Source organism: Halomonas elongata, assembly GCF_029081005.1.
Classification (GTDB): domain Bacteria; phylum Pseudomonadota; class Gammaproteobacteria; order Pseudomonadales; family Halomonadaceae; genus Halomonas; species Halomonas elongata_B.
The window spans coordinates 26,205-41,378 of the sequence record NZ_JAJQTQ010000012.1; the positions used below are offsets into that span (position 1 = coordinate 26,205).

Genomic DNA, 15,174 nt, shown 5'->3' on the forward strand with positions numbered 1-15,174 from the left:
ATGCCCCCCAACATTCGGCGCAGGCGCCAAGCTCCGATCAGGGCCTGGACGATGCAACACCCAATGCGGTGTACTTCGAGCAACGAATAGCAGGACCATCAGGAGGACTGGCATGAGCGACGAACAACCACCTGGGCAAGATCCAGGCTCCAGCACGCCACGCAGCCGGTTCGAGCAACGATTCGAATACGTCCTGTGGCAATCGCGGCTAATGGTACTACTGGCGGTGATCCCCGCATTGCTCGGTGCTCTGGTGCTGTTCCTTCTTGCCACTCTGGACATCATTTCACTAGTACTCGAGACATGGCATCGCTACCTGGAAGGGGACCCCGATCTTCACAAGATCATCGTCACCGACATCGTTGTAGCCATCGATATTTACCTGATTGCACTGGTCTTGATGATCTTCGGGATAGGTGTCTACAAGCTCTTCGTATCACGCATAGAGCCTGTAGAAGAGCATGCGTTCACCCACCCGTTCAACGTTCAGTCGCTGGACCAGCTCAAGGACAAGATCGCTCGAGTCGTCATCCTGGCAGTGATCATCGAATTTTTTCGGGCCGTCGTGGAAATACAGTTCGACACCCCTCTGGATGCCATCTATCTCGCACTCTCCGTGCTCGCCCTGGCCATAGCACTTTACCTGATGGCCTTGGCGCACAAGATAGAATGAAACCAGCCTCACCGGTCATTAGCACCTCCCCGCCGGGTCGATCCCGGCGGGCAGAAACCACGACCATGACCACCATGTATGATGGTGCCTGGCCTCCGAGAACCAGGCGCGCAGGTCGGCAACGACCACCGGCCAGAGCAGCGATAGCGCAACGGCATGGTTCAACGCCACCGCCGCCATGCCCGCCACAGCAGTGCGACCAGGCAACAGGCCAGCGCCGGGGCGACGACATCCAGCACCGACCCCAGCCCCCAGCCATGCCGAAGTCCCGCCCACCAGGGCAAGGTGGCCAGGCTCATGTCGGCGTATTCGGGAAGCCGCAACGCCTCGAACTCGTTCTGCGCGATTTCCCGACCGAGAAACACCATCACGGCCGCCACGCCCGCTCCCCTGAGCCCCAGGAAACCTGCCAGGCCCAGCTGCACGACGACCGCGATCCACATATGTTCGACGAGCGTCATATCCATCCTGCTTCCCCTTCTGCCATCGCGCGGCCATCCGACACCGGCCATCCATGAGCGCCATGATGCATGATAAGCCTGCAATTGACCGCAGCCGTCTGACTCGGCATCCTCAGCAATCCGCCTCGATAATAGACACAACCCATAAGGAAACGCTGAAAAACCGTGTTTCCATGACACAGCGGACTTCAAGGACACCCTAATGACGACCTTTCCCAAAGGCACGCTGGCGCTCGGCCTGGCCGCCCTGCTGGGCGCCACTTCCGTCCAGGCCCAGGACAGCACCGACATCGAACCCGTCACCCTCCGTCTGGCCCATGTGGTCAACGAGCAGGATGGCTTTCATATCGCTGCCGAGAAATTCAAGGAACTGGTTGCCGAACGCACCGACGGCGCGGTGACCATCGACCTCTACCCCAACGCCACCCTGGGCGACGAACGCACCCTGCTCGAAGGCATGCAGATCGGCACCGTGGACATGGGCGTGATCACCAATGGTCCGGTCGCCAACTTCGTCGAAGAGATGGCGGTCTTCGAACTGCCCTTCCTGTTCTCCTCTCCCGAAGAAGCCTATGGAGTGCTCGATGGCCCCATCGGACAGGAACTGCTCGACAGGCTTGGCGACGTCAACCTCAAGGGACTCGCCTATGCCGAGCGCGGCTTTCGCAACCTGACCAACAGTGCCCACCCGGTCAGCTCGCCCGAGGATCTGGACGGCCTGCGCATCCGCGTGATGGAGAACCCCGTCTACGTCGACACCTTCCGCGAACTGGGCGCCAATGCCGTGCCGATGGCCTGGACCGAGGCGCTGACCGCCATGCAGCAGGGCACGATCGACGGCCAGGAGAATCCGGTCAACGTGATCCACTCGTTCAAGCTCAACGAGACCCAGGATTACATGACCCTGACACGTCACACCTATGCGCCGGCGATCTTCGTCATGGGCATGCCGGTCTGGCAGCAACTGCCCGAGGCCGCTCAGCAGGCGATCGAATCGTCCGCCCAGGATGCCGCCGAGTATGAACGCGAGCAGAACGCCGCCATGCGCACCGAGCAATTGGCCGAACTGCGCGATGCCGGCCTGCAGATCGAATCCTCGCCCGATATCCCGGCCTTCCAGGACGCCGTGACACCGGTCTACGACCAGTACGCCGAGCAGTTCGGGGACTACCTGCCGCGTATCCGGGAGGCACTGGAATAAGTGCTGCCCCTGCTCGAACGGCTTGAGCGGGGCATCGACGCCGCCACTCGCCCTGTCGTCTTCGCCGGAATGGCGGCGATGGTCGGCGTCATCACCCTGCAGATCGTCTCGCGTGTCTTCTTCACCGCCCTCGGGTGGACCGAGGAGGTCGCGCGTTTCCTGCTGGTATGGATCACCTTCCTCGCCGCCACGCTCGCCTATCGCGGCGGACGCCATATCGCCGTGGACTTCGTGGTCGAGGCCCTGCCCGGCCGACCGCAACGCCTGATGCGGCTGCTCGCCGGCGTCGCGGCCCTGGCCTTTCTGGTGGCTCTGGTGATCATCGGCTATCGCTACATGCAGATGCAGAGTTTCCAGAAGTCGGCCTCGCTACGCCTGTCGATGACCTGGGTCTATGCCGTCATCCCGCTGAGCGCGGCCTTGATGAGCTGGACCACCCTGCTGGATATCCTGTCATTGCTGGTCCGGGGGCGGCGTCGCACTACCGGGGAGACCGACGAATGACCACCCTGCTGTTGTGCTCATTCCTGGCACTCATGCTGCTGGGTGTCCCGATTGCCCTGGCCATCGGCGCCGGTACCCTGCTGGCCTTGTGGCACGGGGGAACGCCACTGCTGGTACTCGCCCAGCAGATGTTTCAGGGGGTCAATGCCTTCGCGCTCGTCGCGGTGCCCATGTTCATTCTCACCGGCGACCTGATGGCCCAGGGCAAGGTCAGCGAGAAGCTGGTCGACTTCGCCGACAGCCTGTTCGGCTTTCTCCGCGGTGGCCTGTCGATCGTCTCGGTACTGGCCGGCATGTTCTTCGCAGCCATCTCCGGCTCCGGCGCCGCCACCACCGCGGCGGTCGGCACGAGTCTGGTACCGGAACTCAAGCGCAAGGGCTACGATCCAGCCTCGGCGGCCAGCCTGATCGCTGCCAGCGGCACCATCGGCGTGGTCATTCCTCCCTCGGTGCCAATGATCATCTATGCAGTGATCGCCCAGCAGTCGGTCTCCAAGCTGTTTCTCGGCGGCTTCCTGCCGGGCCTGGCCATGGGCATCGGCCTGGCGAGCATCGCCATCGTCCAGGCCCACCGCCGCGCCTATCCGCGTGGACAAGCGCTCTCGGCGGCGGTCATCGGACGGACCTTCAAGGGCGCCTTCTGGGGACTGATGACGCCGGTCATCATTCTCGGGGGCATCTTTTCCGGCATATTCACGCCCAGCGAAGCCGCCGTGGTCGCCGTCAACTATGCCCTGCTGGTGTCGCTGTTCGTCTATCGCGACCTGACCCTCGGGGACATCTACCGGATCCTCATTCGCTCGGCCATCACCACCTCGGTGATCATGCTGGTCATCGCCACCTCGGCGGCGCTCAGCTGGACGCTCTCCAGCGCCCAGGTCCCCACCGCCATCGCCCAGTCCGTCCTGTCACTGTCGACCAGCCCCTATGTGATCATGCTGCTGGTCGTGGCGGTGATCCTGCTGACCGGCGTGTTCATCGAAACCGCCAGCGCCCTGATCATCCTGACACCGGTACTGTTGCCGCTGACGGCCCAGCTGGGCATCGACCCGATCCACTTCGGGCTGATCATCGTCGTCGGACTCTCCATCGGCATGATCACCCCGCCGGTGGCCATCAACCTCTATGTGGCTTCCTCGGTCACCCAGTTGCCGCTGGAGCGCATCACTCGGGCCATTCTGCCCTATCTGCTGGGCTTGATCGCGGTGCTGTTGCTGGTGGTCTATGTGCCGCTCTGGCTGGGCGTATCCGGCTGATCCTCTCAGTCGACATGCGCCCGGGTCAGCTCGGACGCGTTCAGCAGGCGATGCAGCACCGCCATCACCACCAGGGTGGCAACCAGGGCCACGCACATCGAACTGAAACGGTACAGGGCATCATAGAAGAAGTCCTGGTTGGGCCCGAGGTATTGGCCATAGAGAATCCCCAGCGTCGTCATTCCGCCGAAGCCCACTCCGGAACCGCCACCCTCGAGCAGGTGCACCCGCGCGAAGAGCATCAGGCCGATCCAGTAGCTGACCAGTACCAGCAGCAGGTGGTCGCTCTGGGTGAACAGCACCAGTTGCAGGATGATCGCCATGTTGCAGCCCAGCAGGGTGCCCACGGCCCGCTTGACGGCGGAAACCCGTGCACCGTGATAGCCCAGCGAGAACAGGATCAGGATGGTAGCCATCTGCGCCGACAACGAGTCCTGTAGATCCAGCGTCTGGAACACCACGAAGGACAGCGTCGCCGTGATGGCCCCGATCAGCGTCTGGTGACGTACCAGAGCCGCCGACTTGTCCTCTCCCGGCGGCCGTTGACGCGGCGCGACGTCGGGAAACACCCAGTGCATCACGGCGGCGATGACCACGGCGAGCAGGCTGGCCACCAGATTGCTGGCCAGAAGGTCGGCGAGGTCCAGGGTCGGATAACTGGCGAAGTGCATCAACACGCTCAAGGTCAGGACCCCATTGGCGCCGAACACGAACAAGGGCCCCTTCGCCATCAGTCTGAAGCGCGCATAGAACAGCAGAAACACGAGGCCGGTCATGACCACGGGCATATGCTGCGTCAACCCCACCACCAGGCTCACTTCGACCACGTTGAGACAGGCGTTGCCGAGAAACTGACGCACCACATGCGCATTGAACACCGGGATCATGCCCAGCATGAACATCGGGAAGACCGTGAAAAAGACCCCGTAGTTCCAACCCATCAAATGGCTGATCAAGAAGCCGATGCCCGCACCACAGGCAACACGCAGGCATTGGCGCAGGTCATTGGGAGCGAAGCGCGACTCCCCCGACTCTATCCCGGGCCCGTCGCCGCGATGCGGCATCACCAGCCCCAGCGAGCGCACCAGCAAGCGACGCACGCCATGGCCGAGCCCCGCGAGACTCGTGCGTGAACGCGGCTCAGTAGACATGATGCAACCAGGACATCAGGCGGATCTGCAGCCCACCGAACAGGCTCGCCAGGGGGTTGGCTTCGGGCAACAGCTGCACAGTGGCCCGGGCACCGCTGACGGGCAGAGGCTCGGGAGGGGCTTCGACTTCGAGATGCACACGCACGCGTTGTGCATCGCGCACCCAGCGATCGGTGGTGGGAATATCCGCCAGGCTGCCATCGGCCGTGAGCTGACCGGCCCTCACCCCGGCATCCCTGGATACCACCCGCGCTGCAAAGACCTTGCCCGGCAAGGCATCGAACACCACCCGTGCTGGCTCGCCTTTCCGCACATGTCGCAGGCTCTTCTCGCGGAGGTCGGCGACCAGGTCGAGTCGATCCCCCACCAGGGCCAGCGCCGGCTGCCCCTGAGTGGCATAATCGCCTTCCCGCAACTGGAGGTTGGACACCACACCGGGCCGCTCGGCACGCACCAGGGTACGCGACAGGTCGAGTTCAGCCTGCTCGATGGCGTTATCTGCCTGGCGCAGCTGCAGATTGCCCTCGCCACGCTTGCCGAGCTTGACCGTGAGATGACGGATACGGGCCTGCGCCGCCTCCACCGAGGCCCGAGCTTCACGCTCGTCGGCGGCAACCTGGTCGAACCGCTGACGTGAAATGCCGTGCCGATCGAGAAGCGACTCGGCCCGCCGGCGTTCGGAGGTCAACTCCTCGGCGATCGCCCGGGCCGACTCGCGATTGGCCCGAGCCTCGGCAAGGTCGGCCTCGATCAAGGCATTGTCTCGGCTGACCGCGTCGCGCGCCAGACGCGCTTCATGCAGCGCCAGCTCATAGGGATCGCGATCTATCCCGAACAGCACGTCGCCCTGCTCGACACGCTGGTTGTTCACCACGGCAACGGAATCGACGCGACCGCCAACCTCGGGCGCGACCTGCACTACCGGGCGCAATACTCGAGCCTCCGGGGTCATCGGCATATAGGTGTCGGCGAGTACGAAATAGATAAACAGCACGCAGAAGGCCACGATCGCGACGCGGACCCAGCGCGCGAAACGCTGATCTGGAGACATCGATTGATTCCTGTGAACTCTAGCTCCCCTGGCCGGCTGGCGCCGCCAGCGGCTCGAAGGGGCGTAATGTTAGCAGGATTGTTAGCCTGCTAAAAACAACGTCGTCACCACACCGTGCTCACGGAACGGTATTCGACAGGGCTGGTGTCCATTAAGATCGGCCATATGCCCACTATCCAGGGAAGCGCTGATCAATCGACGAGCGGAGCACAGGAGTCGGAGCATATGAGGTATATGTGGCGGCTTCGAGCACCGCGCACCAATTCGCCGGGAGCGAATTTGAACCGTCTTTAGACGGGCCCCCAGGGTAGCCGCCCAGGATGGTGGCTATAGCGACGCGATTTGCCCGCGCAGGCATTTATTCAGTGCCTTCCCAGGCCCGCTGGACCATCTCCAGGAGTCCCCCATGAGATTCACGAAACGCCTGTTGCTCGTCTCGATCATGCTGACAGCCATGCTGTCGGGCGGCTGCACCACCTACTCATGGCCGGATGGAAGCCGCGAAACCGTCTGGGGCGTGCCCGCCGAGGACGACACCAGGACCGAACAGGAACGCCGGCAGGAAGAACCGCGCTATCGCGTGCCCGGAGAGGTCCCCGAAAGCCGCTGAGTCGCGGGAGCCGGGGCCTGCCCCGGCTCGGGACGACATCATGAAGCGGCCAGTCGCTCGGCGATTCGCCGGGCCAGGGCGTCGTGATCCTCGGCGAACCGGCGGATCCCCTCGGCCAGCTTGTCGTTGGCCATGGCATCGGCATTGTGTTCCCAGCGGAATGTCGCTTCGTCGATCGGCGTCGGACGAGCTCCTTGATCACCGCCCATCGTGACCGCCGGCGCCACGTCACCCTCGCTCGAGGCCAGTTCCTCGAGCAGTGCCGGCGAGATGGTCAGGCGGGGACAGCCGGCCAGCGCCAGCACCTGGTCGACGGTACGAAAGCTCGCTCCCATCACCACGGTATCGAACCCTCCTTCCACCACGCGGCGGCAGACACCACGCACGAAACGCACGCCGGGATCTTCCTCGGGGCCATAATCCCGCCCGGTCGCCTGCTTGTACCAGTCGGTAACGCGACCGACGAAGGGTGAAACGAGGGTCACGCCGGCATCGAAACAGGCCCGCGCCTGAGCATCGCTGAACAGCAAGGTCAGGTTGCAGTTGATGCCCTCTCGCTCCAGTCGCTCGGCGGCACGGATGCCTTCCCAGGTCGAGGCCAGCTTGATCAGGATACGCTCGCGGCCCACGCCACGCTCGTCATAAGCCTCGATCAACTCATGCGCCTTGCGCACGCTGGCTTCGGTATCGAAGGACAACGATGCCGGCACTTCGGTGGAAATCCGTCCGGGGATCAGCCTGGCAATCTCGCAGCCCTTGGCCACGGCAAGTCGGTCCACGGCCCGCGCCACGGCCGTTTCATCGCTGCCTTCGATGACGGCCAGTTCCTCATCGATCAACGGCTGATAGGCCGCCAGATCGAACGCCTTGAGCAACAGCGAGGGATTGGTCGTGGCGTCCTGGGGACGGTAGCGACGAATCGCCTCCAGGTCGCCGGTGTCGGCCACCACCAGGGAGTGATCCTTCAAGGCATCGAGTCGCGTGGTCATGTCGATCCTCCTCATGGGTGTCGGAAATCAGGGGGTGTCGGGGATACGATAGTGTCGTTGCAACGCCTCGCGGTAGCGACCATATGCCTGGTGGTAAGCCTCGACATTCGCCGGCAGCGGCTCGGTGGCAGCCGTCTGGTCGAGGTGCACCAGCCGCTCGCACAGGGTCGACAGGCTCGTCGTCCGTCGGCGATCGCACCAGGCTGCCTGCAGCGCCGCTCCCAGCGCCGCGGCATCGGTGACCTGGGGACAGACCACCGGCGTGCCCGTCACATCAGCAACGATCTGGCGCCACGCAGGACTCCTTGCACCACCGCCGATCAGGCGGATCTGACTGGCCCCCGCCGCCAGCTTGCCGAGCCTCTCGAGGCCATAGCGCATACCGAAGGTCGCGCTCTCGACCACCGATCGGCAGAGGTTGGCCGGCGTGGTATTGACACTGGTCATCCCCAGAAAGCTGGCCGATGCCTGAGGTAGCGGCGGCACCCGTTCACCGTTGAAGAACGGCAGGGTCGTCACCCCCTCGGCACCGATCGGTGCCCGATCGAGCCGGTCATTGAACCCCACCAGGTCGAGGCCGAAGAGTTCACGTACCCGGTTGGTCGCCGAGGTCACGTTCATGGTGCAGATCAGCGGCAGCCAGCCGCCGCTGCTGGCGCAGAAGTTGGCCACCATGGCGTCCTCGACGGGTACGGGCTCGTCCGAATAGGCGCATACTGTACCGGACGTGCCCAGGCTCAAGGTCACCAGGCCCGGCGCGATATTGCCGGTGCCGATGGCGCCGAGCATGTTGTCGCCCCCGCCACTGGCTACCAGGACACCCTCGGCGAGCCCCAGCTCGCGAGCCAGCGCCGGGCGCACGACGCCGGCCGGCTCGTCGGACTCGATCAACCGCGGCAACACTCGCTCGGCGTCGAGCTCCGGGGCGATCTCGGCGAAGACATCATGCCGCCAGCAACGACGGTGGGTATCGAAATAACCGGTACCCGAGGCATCCCCCGCCTCGGCCACCCGCTCGCCGGTGAGCCAGAAATTGAGATAATCATGGGGCAGCAACAGGGTGGCAATGCGCCGATAGATCGTCGGCCGGGTTTCACGCAACCAGGCCACCTTCGAAGCGGTATAGCCGGTCTGCAGCACCAGACCGAGCTTGTCCAGACAACCGGCCTCACCGCCGAGCCGCTCGATCAGGGCGTCATTCTGCGTGGAGGTTTCGGTATCGCACCACAGTTTGGCCGGATACAACGGCTCGCCGGCTTCATCCAGCGCCACCATACCGTGCTGCTGGCCGGAAACACCGATGGCACGAACCTCACGGGGATCGATACGCGCCTCGGCCACGGCAGCCTGAAAAGCCCCCCGGAAGGCGGCGATCCAATCCTCGGGATGCTGCTCGCGGCGCCCGTTGTCGCCCTCGTCGAGACGATGGGGGCGGCTCGCCTCGCCAAGCAGGCGACCCGCGTCCACGTCCACCACCACTACCTTGGTACTCTGGGTACCGCAATCCACACCGATATACATCCCGTTCTCCCTCAAGCTCGAACCAGCGTCCCAAGGGTAGCGCGTGCGCCCCGCTCGTGCAGACTCTCGAGCGTCTCTCGATAAGCGTCGCGGAAACGCGGGTGATCGGCCAGGTCACCGAACAGCTCGCGGTTCTCGATGAAGGCCGTCGGCCGTTCTCGATTCACCGCGGCCACCGCTGTCAGGGAGTCCTTGAGGCGGTCGACCACCTCGATAGGCTCCCCGTTTTCGTCCGTGCCCTCGGCATAGCGCGCCCAGCTGGCCACCACCGCCGCCGCTCGATGCACATCGCCGCCATTGGCAAGCTGATCGCGAGCGACCGGCAGCAGCCATTTGGGAATACGATCGGAACTCTCGGCACACAGGCGCGCCAGAGTGTCCTTGATCTCCGGGTTGGCGAAGCGCTCGATCAGGGTCCGTCGGTACGCCTCCAGGTCGACACCGGGCAACGCGGCCAGCGTCGGCGTCGCCTCCTTCACCATGTAGTCCATCAGGAAATCGACGAACAACGGATCCCGGCAGACTTCGTGGGCATAGCGATACCCGGCCAGATAACCGAAATAGCACAACGCCTGATGACTGGCATTGAGCAGGCGAAGCTTCATCAATTCATAGGGCTCGACATTCTCGACCAGTTGCACACCGACCTTGTCGAGAGCCGGACGCCCCGACGCGAAGCGATCCTCCAGCACCCATTGGGTGAAAGGCTCGCAGACCACCGGCCAGTCATCCTCGAGCGCGAAGCGGGCCGACAGTTCCTCGATATCCGCCGGCGCCGTCACCGGAGTGATGCGATCGACCATGGAATTGGGGAACGGTACCTCGGCCTCGATCCAGGCCCCGAGCCCGGTGTCACGAGCCCTGGCGAAGGCACCGAACATGCGCCGAGCGACATCGCCGTTGCCCTGGATATTGTCGCAGGACATCACCGTGAATGGCGTCGCACCACGCTGCCGTCGTCGGGCGAGCGCTTCGACCACCAGCCCGAACGAGGTCCGGGGCGCCCCCGGCTCGGCCAGGTCATGGCGTACATCGTCATCCTCGAGGTTGAAGTCACCACTCACCGGATGGACGTTGTAACCGCCCTCGGTCACCGTCAGCGAGACGATACGAATGGCCGGATCGGCCATGGCCTCGATCACCGCCTCCGGGTCGTCCGGCGCGAACCGATAGTCGATCATCGAGCCGATCACCCTGGGCTCGAGGCTACCGTCGGGGTGCTTGACCATCAGGGTATACAGATGATCCTGGGCAGCCAGAGTCTGCTGCATGCGGCGATCGCCGGGCATCACACCGACGCCGACGATCCCCCAGTCAAGTGCCTCTCCTCGACGCATCAGCGCATCCAGATACATCGCCTGATGAGCACGGTGGAAGCCGCCGACACCGATGTGGACGATGCCGGGGGTAACGGCGCCACGATCGTAGCCGGGTGTGGCGACCTCGGAAGCCAGCTGATCCAGGTTGGCGTTGTTGAGTCGAGTCATGAAAGGGTCTCCTGCCGCTCGTGGCAATGGCGTCATGTGAGAAAGTGGGGCTCAGTCGCTCGTGGCCCAGTGCAGGTCGGCGGCCACCGAGCGTGTCTTGATCAACCGGGCATTGAGCATGTCCTTGTGCCGGGTACGCTCGATGGCACCGGCCTGGTCCTGCCCCATGTCACGCCAGCGTTCGATCAGACGCGCCTCGAGCACCTCGTCGGGCACCTCGAGGAACAGGCTGAAGTCGAAGTCATTGCGCAGCATCGGCCAGGGACCTTCGTCGAGCAGCAGGTAGTTGCCCTCGATGATGACGATGCGGTGCCCGGTCGCGATCAGCCGACCGCCGGCCCGAGCCAGGTCCAGGGGCCGGTCGAACACCGGCACGGCGACCTCCCGATCGGCACGTTTCAACCTCGCCAGGTCGCACCGCAAGCCCTCTGTATCGAAGGTTTCCGGCGCGCCCTTGATGGGCAAGTGCCCGCGCGGTTCCAGCACGGCGTTGTCGAAGTGGTAGCCATCCATGGGCACCACCGCCGCGCAGCCGGCCTGACGGGCATTGAGTTCCCGGCACAGCCAACCCGACAGGAAGGACTTGCCGGCGGCGGGCGGCCCCGCCAGGGCCACGATGAAGCGACGGCTATCCCCCGCCGTCTCCAGCACCCGTGCCGCCACCTCATGGATGTTGGGCGTCATTTCGGCTTGTCTCCTGCCTGCCTTCGTATATCTCGTAGCAAGACTCGTCCGAAAACTCGGCGAGCGATGACCAGGGCTAGGCCCGCTCCCGGCGGGCCAACGCATTTCCCACCTCCATGTGGGTCACAAGGCAAAAATCGACGACCAATCGTCAGCTCATCCAGTTGCCGCCATCCACATTCAGCGTCTGGGCGACGACGTAGTCACTGTCGTCGCTGGCCAGAAAGACCGCCGCCCCGGCATAGTCTTCCGGACGACCCATCCGCCCCATCGGCACCGCCTCGCCGACCAGCCGCTTCTTCTCGCCCGGCGGGCGTCCCTCGTATCGTGCGAACAGCGCATCCACCTCTTCCCACATCGGCGTGTCGACCACGCCGGGGGCGATGCCGTTGACCCGGATGCCATGCCGGATCAGGTCCAGTCCGCAGGATTGCGTCAGGCTGATCACCGCCGCCTTGGTGGCACAGTAGGTGCTGACCAGCGCTTCGCCACGCCGGCCGGCCTGGGAGGCCATGTTGAGGATGGCCCCGCCCCGGCCCTGCTCGACCATTGCCGTGGCCACCGCCTGGAGTGTGAAGAAGAGCCCCTTGACGTTGACCTCGAACTGTCGGTCGAAGCTTTCCTCCCGCACGTCCAGCACTGGCGCCATATCGAATACCGCGGCGTTGTTGACCAGGATGTCGATGGCACCGAAACGTTCCAGGACCGTCGCCACCATGGCATCGATCGACGCCCTGTCACGCACATCCAGTTGCAGCCCGATGGCCTTGTCGCCGGCATCCAGCGACGCCAGCCCTTCATCGATGGCCGCAGCGTCGACATCGGCGACGACCACCCGGGCACCTTCTGCCAGATAACGTTCGGCGATCGCCAGGCCGATCCCCCGCGCGCCGCCGGTCACCACCGCGACCTTGTCGGTGAGTTTCATCCCACGGTCTCCTTCTCGTCGTCGTTCATCCGGCGAGGCGTTGTCTGCGCCAGGCCATCACCAGCGCCGGCAATTCATGCATGCTCGTCATCGCACGCCAGGCGCCGGCTTCGAGCAGCCGCTCCGCCTGGCCGGGCGGCACATGGCTGGCCCCGATGAAACCGATCACTGTCATGCCGGCCGCTCGGGCTGCCGTGACACCGGCCACACTGTCCTCCACCACCAGACAGTCCCTCGGCAGCGACGCCAACGTCTCGGCGGCCAGTCGATAGAGCCCGGGGTCCGGCTTGGGATCTGTTACCTGTTCGGCACAGAAGATCGGCACTTCGCCCAGAAGGGTGTCCAGCCCGGTCTTCGCCAGCGAGTCTCGTACGCGTCCGCGATGACTGTTGGACACCACCGCCATCGACATGCCCAGTCGCTCGATGACCTCGGCGACGCCATCGATGGCGCACAATTCCCGTGCCAGACGCCGCTCGATCTCGCGGTCGATGGCGCGCAGCGCATCGGCAGGCAGCGCATGACGGCTGAGTGCCTCGAGACGTTCGAGGATCGCCCCCGTGGTCAAACCGAGAGCCTCGCCCAGTCGCGCCTCGATATCGACGTCGGGCAACCACGTCGACAACCGTTCGGCCAGGGTCGCCTCGGCGAGCGCCTCGCTGTCCACCAATACGCCATCGCAGTCGAAGATCAGCCTTTCCATGTCCGCTCCTCAGGCTTCGGTATCGCTGGCGGCACGATTGTCCTGACGGGTCAGGGACGCCAGCGGATGGCGTTCGAGACTCTCGAGCGCGAGGTCATCCCCGGTGAAAAGATGTCCGCGACGCGGCTCGAAATTGAAACGGACCTCGTCGCCCACACGATGGGTAACGTCGCCATCCACCATCAGCGTCAGAAGATCATCGTCCATGTCCACGTAGAGCGAGGTCTGGCCGCCCAGGCGTTCGATGACCTGAATGCGTGCCCGCAGCGGCCCCGCTTCGTCCAGCGTCAGGTGCTCCGGGCGAACGCCCAGCGTCAGCGACTCGCCAGCGTCGCAATCCCGTCCGTCGACCGGCACCCGAGTCGTGCCGCCGCCGGGCAGGCGAACGTCCACGCCCTCGCCGCCGGCCGACACCACGCTCACCGGCAGGAAGTTCATCTTCGGCGAGCCGATGAAACCGGCCACGAAGCGGTTGCGAGGATGGTGGTACAACGCCATGGGCGAGCCGACCTGTTCCACCTCCCCGCCCTGCAGTACCACGATCTTGTCGGCCATGGTCATGGCCTCGATCTGATCGTGGGTCACGTAGATCATGGTTGCCTTGAGTTCCTCGTGCAGGCGCGCCAGCTCGATACGCATCTGCACGCGCAGGGCCGCATCCAGGTTCGACAGCGGCTCGTCGAACAGGAAGATGCTGGGATTGCGCACGATGGCCCGGCCGATCGCCACCCGCTGACGCTGACCGCCGGACAAGGCCTTCGGCTTGCGATCCAGCAACGGCTCCAGTTGCAGGATGCGGGCCGCCTCGAGCACCTTCTGGCGTCGCTGTTCCTTGGCCACGCCGGCCAGGCGTAGACTGAAGCCCATGTTGTCCTCCACCGTCATGTGCGGATAGAGGGCATAGCTCTGGAACACCATGGCCAGGCCGCGTTCCGCGGGTCCCAGATCGTTGACCCGTTGGCCTTCGATGACGATATCCCCGGACGTGGTGCTCTCGAGCCCGGCGATCATGCGCAGCAGGGTCGACTTGCCGCATCCGGATGGGCCGACGAAGACCACGAACTCCTGATCCTTGACCTCCAGGTCGACACCCTTGATGACTTGGGTATCGTCGAAGCGCTTGACGACGCTGTTGAGTTGCAGGGTTGCCATGTCATTGTCCTCTTATTTCACTGCGCCGAAGGTCAGGCCTCGGACCATTTGCTTCTGGGTGAGCCAACCGAATACCAGGATCGGCGCGATGGCCATGGTCGAGGCGGCGGACAACTTGGCCCAGAACAGGCCTTCGGGGCTCGAGAAGGAGGCGATGTAGGCGGTCAGCGGTGCCGCCTGGGAGGTCGTCAGGTTGAGGCTCCAGAAAGACTCGTTCCAGCTCAGGATCACCGACAGCAGACCGGTGGAGGCGATCCCGGGCAGTGTCAGGGGCAGCAATAGATAACCGATTTCCTGAAGCGTGCTCGCGCCGTCCATGCGCCCCGCCTCGAGGATGTCTCGGGGAAGATCCTTGAAGAAGGTGTAGAGCATCCACACCACGATCGGCAGGTTCATCAGCGTGTAGACGATGGTCAGTCCGGTCAGGGTGTCCAGCAGCCCCAGATCGCGGAACAACAGATAGATCGGCACCAGAACGCCGACCGGTGGCAGCATCTTGGTCGACAGCATCCACAGCAAGGTGCCCTTGGTGCGCCTGGTCGGCAAAAAGGCCATCGAATAGGCCGATGGAATGGCGATCAACAGTGCCAGCAGGGTCGAGCCGAAGGCCACCACCACGCTGTTCCAGGCAAACTTGAGGTAATTGGCGCGTTCCTGCACCTCGACATAGCTGTCCAGGGTCGGCGTGAAGATCAGGCTCGGCTCGGCGATGGCCTCGGCTTCGGTCTTGAAGCCGGTCAGGATCATCCAGAAGATCGGGAAGAAAATGACCAGGGCTACCGTCCAGCCGAGGACCGCCATCC

Annotated in this window: 16 protein-coding genes; 5 read left to right on the forward strand and 11 right to left on the reverse strand. The window is 64.2% G+C overall.

Going from position 1 to position 15,174, the window contains the following annotated elements:
* The first annotated feature begins 112 nt into the window (after positions 1–112).
* Complete coding sequence (locus tag LU493_RS10535; RefSeq protein WP_275287754.1) at positions 113–673, forward strand: YqhA family protein; 561 nt, start codon at positions 113–115, stop codon at positions 671–673.
* Positions 674–834: 161 nt separating this feature from the next.
* Here LU493_RS10535 and LU493_RS10540 read toward each other — a convergent pair whose 3' ends face one another.
* On the reverse strand, positions 835–1,140 hold the full coding sequence (locus tag LU493_RS10540) for a hypothetical protein (protein WP_275287755.1): 306 nt from the start codon (positions 1,138–1,140) through the stop codon (positions 835–837).
* Between the two features lie 196 nt (positions 1,141–1,336).
* Here LU493_RS10540 and LU493_RS10545 point away from each other — a divergent pair, with 196 nt between their 5' ends.
* From LU493_RS10545 to LU493_RS10555, 3 genes are read left to right on the forward strand one after another with little or no spacing between them, the layout of a single operon-like run.
* Positions 1,337–2,335: a TRAP transporter substrate-binding protein gene (locus tag LU493_RS10545; RefSeq protein WP_275287756.1), complete on the forward strand. Its 999-nt coding sequence runs from the start codon at positions 1,337–1,339 to the stop codon at positions 2,333–2,335.
* Positions 2,336–2,839, forward strand: a complete 504-nt coding sequence (locus tag LU493_RS10550) for a TRAP transporter small permease (RefSeq protein ID WP_428994557.1) — start codon at positions 2,336–2,338, stop codon at positions 2,837–2,839.
* Positions 2,836–4,095, forward strand: coding sequence for a TRAP transporter large permease (locus LU493_RS10555; protein ID WP_275287757.1), 1,260 nt, complete (start codon positions 2,836–2,838; stop codon positions 4,093–4,095). Before LU493_RS10550 ends, LU493_RS10555 begins: the two co-directional genes overlap by 4 nt.
* Positions 4,096–4,100: 5 nt before the next feature.
* Here LU493_RS10555 and LU493_RS10560 read toward each other — a convergent pair whose 3' ends face one another.
* Both LU493_RS10560 and LU493_RS10565 read right to left on the reverse strand, forming a co-directional pair.
* Positions 4,101–5,246, reverse strand: a complete 1,146-nt coding sequence (locus LU493_RS10560; protein ID WP_275287758.1) for a DUF2955 domain-containing protein — start codon at positions 5,244–5,246, stop codon at positions 4,101–4,103.
* The gene (locus tag LU493_RS10565) at positions 5,236–6,297 is read right to left on the reverse strand and encodes an HlyD family secretion protein (RefSeq protein ID WP_275287759.1); all 1,062 of its coding nucleotides are present in this window, start codon (positions 6,295–6,297) and stop codon (positions 5,236–5,238) included. Before LU493_RS10565 ends, LU493_RS10560 begins: the two co-directional genes overlap by 11 nt.
* Before the next feature lie 406 nt (positions 6,298–6,703).
* Here LU493_RS10565 and LU493_RS10570 point away from each other — a divergent pair, with 406 nt between their 5' ends.
* On the forward strand, positions 6,704–6,907 hold the full coding sequence (locus tag LU493_RS10570) for a hypothetical protein (protein ID WP_275287760.1): 204 nt from the start codon (positions 6,704–6,706) through the stop codon (positions 6,905–6,907).
* 38 nt (positions 6,908–6,945) lie between these two features.
* Here LU493_RS10570 and tal read toward each other — a convergent pair whose 3' ends face one another.
* From tal to LU493_RS10610, 8 genes are all read right to left on the reverse strand, one after another.
* Positions 6,946–7,896 (reverse strand): transaldolase, encoded by a 951-nt coding sequence (gene tal, locus LU493_RS10575; protein WP_275287761.1) that lies wholly within the window; start codon positions 7,894–7,896, stop codon positions 6,946–6,948.
* Between the two features lie 27 nt (positions 7,897–7,923).
* Entirely contained in the window at positions 7,924–9,417 is a 1,494-nt protein-coding gene (gene xylB / locus LU493_RS10580) for a xylulokinase (RefSeq protein WP_275287762.1), read from the reverse strand.
* Positions 9,418–9,428: 11 nt separating this feature from the next.
* A complete protein-coding gene (locus LU493_RS10585) occupies positions 9,429–10,904 on the reverse strand; it encodes a mannitol dehydrogenase family protein (protein ID WP_275287763.1) in 1,476 nt (491 codons plus the stop codon).
* A gap of 51 nt (positions 10,905–10,955) precedes the next feature.
* Positions 10,956–11,588: a nucleoside triphosphate hydrolase gene (locus LU493_RS10590; protein WP_275287764.1), complete on the reverse strand. Its 633-nt coding sequence runs from the start codon at positions 11,586–11,588 to the stop codon at positions 10,956–10,958.
* Between the two features lie 151 nt (positions 11,589–11,739).
* Positions 11,740–12,516, reverse strand: coding sequence for an L-iditol 2-dehydrogenase (locus tag LU493_RS10595; protein WP_275287765.1), 777 nt, complete (start codon positions 12,514–12,516; stop codon positions 11,740–11,742).
* A gap of 25 nt (positions 12,517–12,541) precedes the next feature.
* Entirely contained in the window at positions 12,542–13,219 is a 678-nt protein-coding gene (locus tag LU493_RS10600; RefSeq protein WP_275287766.1) for an HAD family hydrolase, read from the reverse strand.
* 9 nt (positions 13,220–13,228) lie between these two features.
* Entirely contained in the window at positions 13,229–14,371 is a 1,143-nt protein-coding gene (locus tag LU493_RS10605) for an ABC transporter ATP-binding protein (protein ID WP_275287767.1), read from the reverse strand.
* A gap of 12 nt (positions 14,372–14,383) precedes the next feature.
* A complete protein-coding gene (locus LU493_RS10610) occupies positions 14,384–15,172 on the reverse strand; it encodes a carbohydrate ABC transporter permease (protein ID WP_275287830.1) in 789 nt (262 codons plus the stop codon).
* Positions 15,173–15,174: the final 2 nt, after the last annotated feature.

What these genes read in the sequence shown, in the direction of transcription:
- LU493_RS10535 (WP_275287754.1), top strand. Translation starts at nt 113, where the DNA reads ATGAGCGACGAACAACCACCTGGGCAAGATCCAGGCTCCAGCACGCCA.
- LU493_RS10540 (WP_275287755.1), bottom strand. Translation starts at nt 1,140, where the DNA reads ATGGATATGACGCTCGTCGAACATATGTGGATCGCGGTCGTCGTGCAG.
- LU493_RS10545 (WP_275287756.1), top strand. Translation starts at nt 1,337, where the DNA reads ATGACGACCTTTCCCAAAGGCACGCTGGCGCTCGGCCTGGCCGCCCTG.
- LU493_RS10555 (WP_275287757.1), top strand. Translation starts at nt 2,836, where the DNA reads ATGACCACCCTGCTGTTGTGCTCATTCCTGGCACTCATGCTGCTGGGT.
- LU493_RS10560 (WP_275287758.1), bottom strand. Translation starts at nt 5,246, where the DNA reads ATGTCTACTGAGCCGCGTTCACGCACGAGTCTCGCGGGGCTCGGCCAT.
- LU493_RS10565 (WP_275287759.1), bottom strand. Translation starts at nt 6,297, where the DNA reads ATGTCTCCAGATCAGCGTTTCGCGCGCTGGGTCCGCGTCGCGATCGTG.
- LU493_RS10570 (WP_275287760.1), top strand. Translation starts at nt 6,704, where the DNA reads ATGAGATTCACGAAACGCCTGTTGCTCGTCTCGATCATGCTGACAGCC.
- tal (WP_275287761.1), bottom strand. Translation starts at nt 7,896, where the DNA reads ATGACCACGCGACTCGATGCCTTGAAGGATCACTCCCTGGTGGTGGCC.
- xylB (WP_275287762.1), bottom strand. Translation starts at nt 9,417, where the DNA reads ATGTATATCGGTGTGGATTGCGGTACCCAGAGTACCAAGGTAGTGGTG.
- LU493_RS10585 (WP_275287763.1), bottom strand. Translation starts at nt 10,904, where the DNA reads ATGACTCGACTCAACAACGCCAACCTGGATCAGCTGGCTTCCGAGGTC.
- LU493_RS10590 (WP_275287764.1), bottom strand. Translation starts at nt 11,588, where the DNA reads ATGACGCCCAACATCCATGAGGTGGCGGCACGGGTGCTGGAGACGGCG.
- LU493_RS10595 (WP_275287765.1), bottom strand. Translation starts at nt 12,516, where the DNA reads ATGAAACTCACCGACAAGGTCGCGGTGGTGACCGGCGGCGCGCGGGGG.
- LU493_RS10600 (WP_275287766.1), bottom strand. Translation starts at nt 13,219, where the DNA reads ATGGAAAGGCTGATCTTCGACTGCGATGGCGTATTGGTGGACAGCGAG.
- LU493_RS10605 (WP_275287767.1), bottom strand. Translation starts at nt 14,371, where the DNA reads ATGGCAACCCTGCAACTCAACAGCGTCGTCAAGCGCTTCGACGATACC.
- LU493_RS10610 (WP_275287830.1), bottom strand. Translation starts at nt 15,172, where the DNA reads ATGGCGGTCCTCGGCTGGACGGTAGCCCTGGTCATTTTCTTCCCGATC.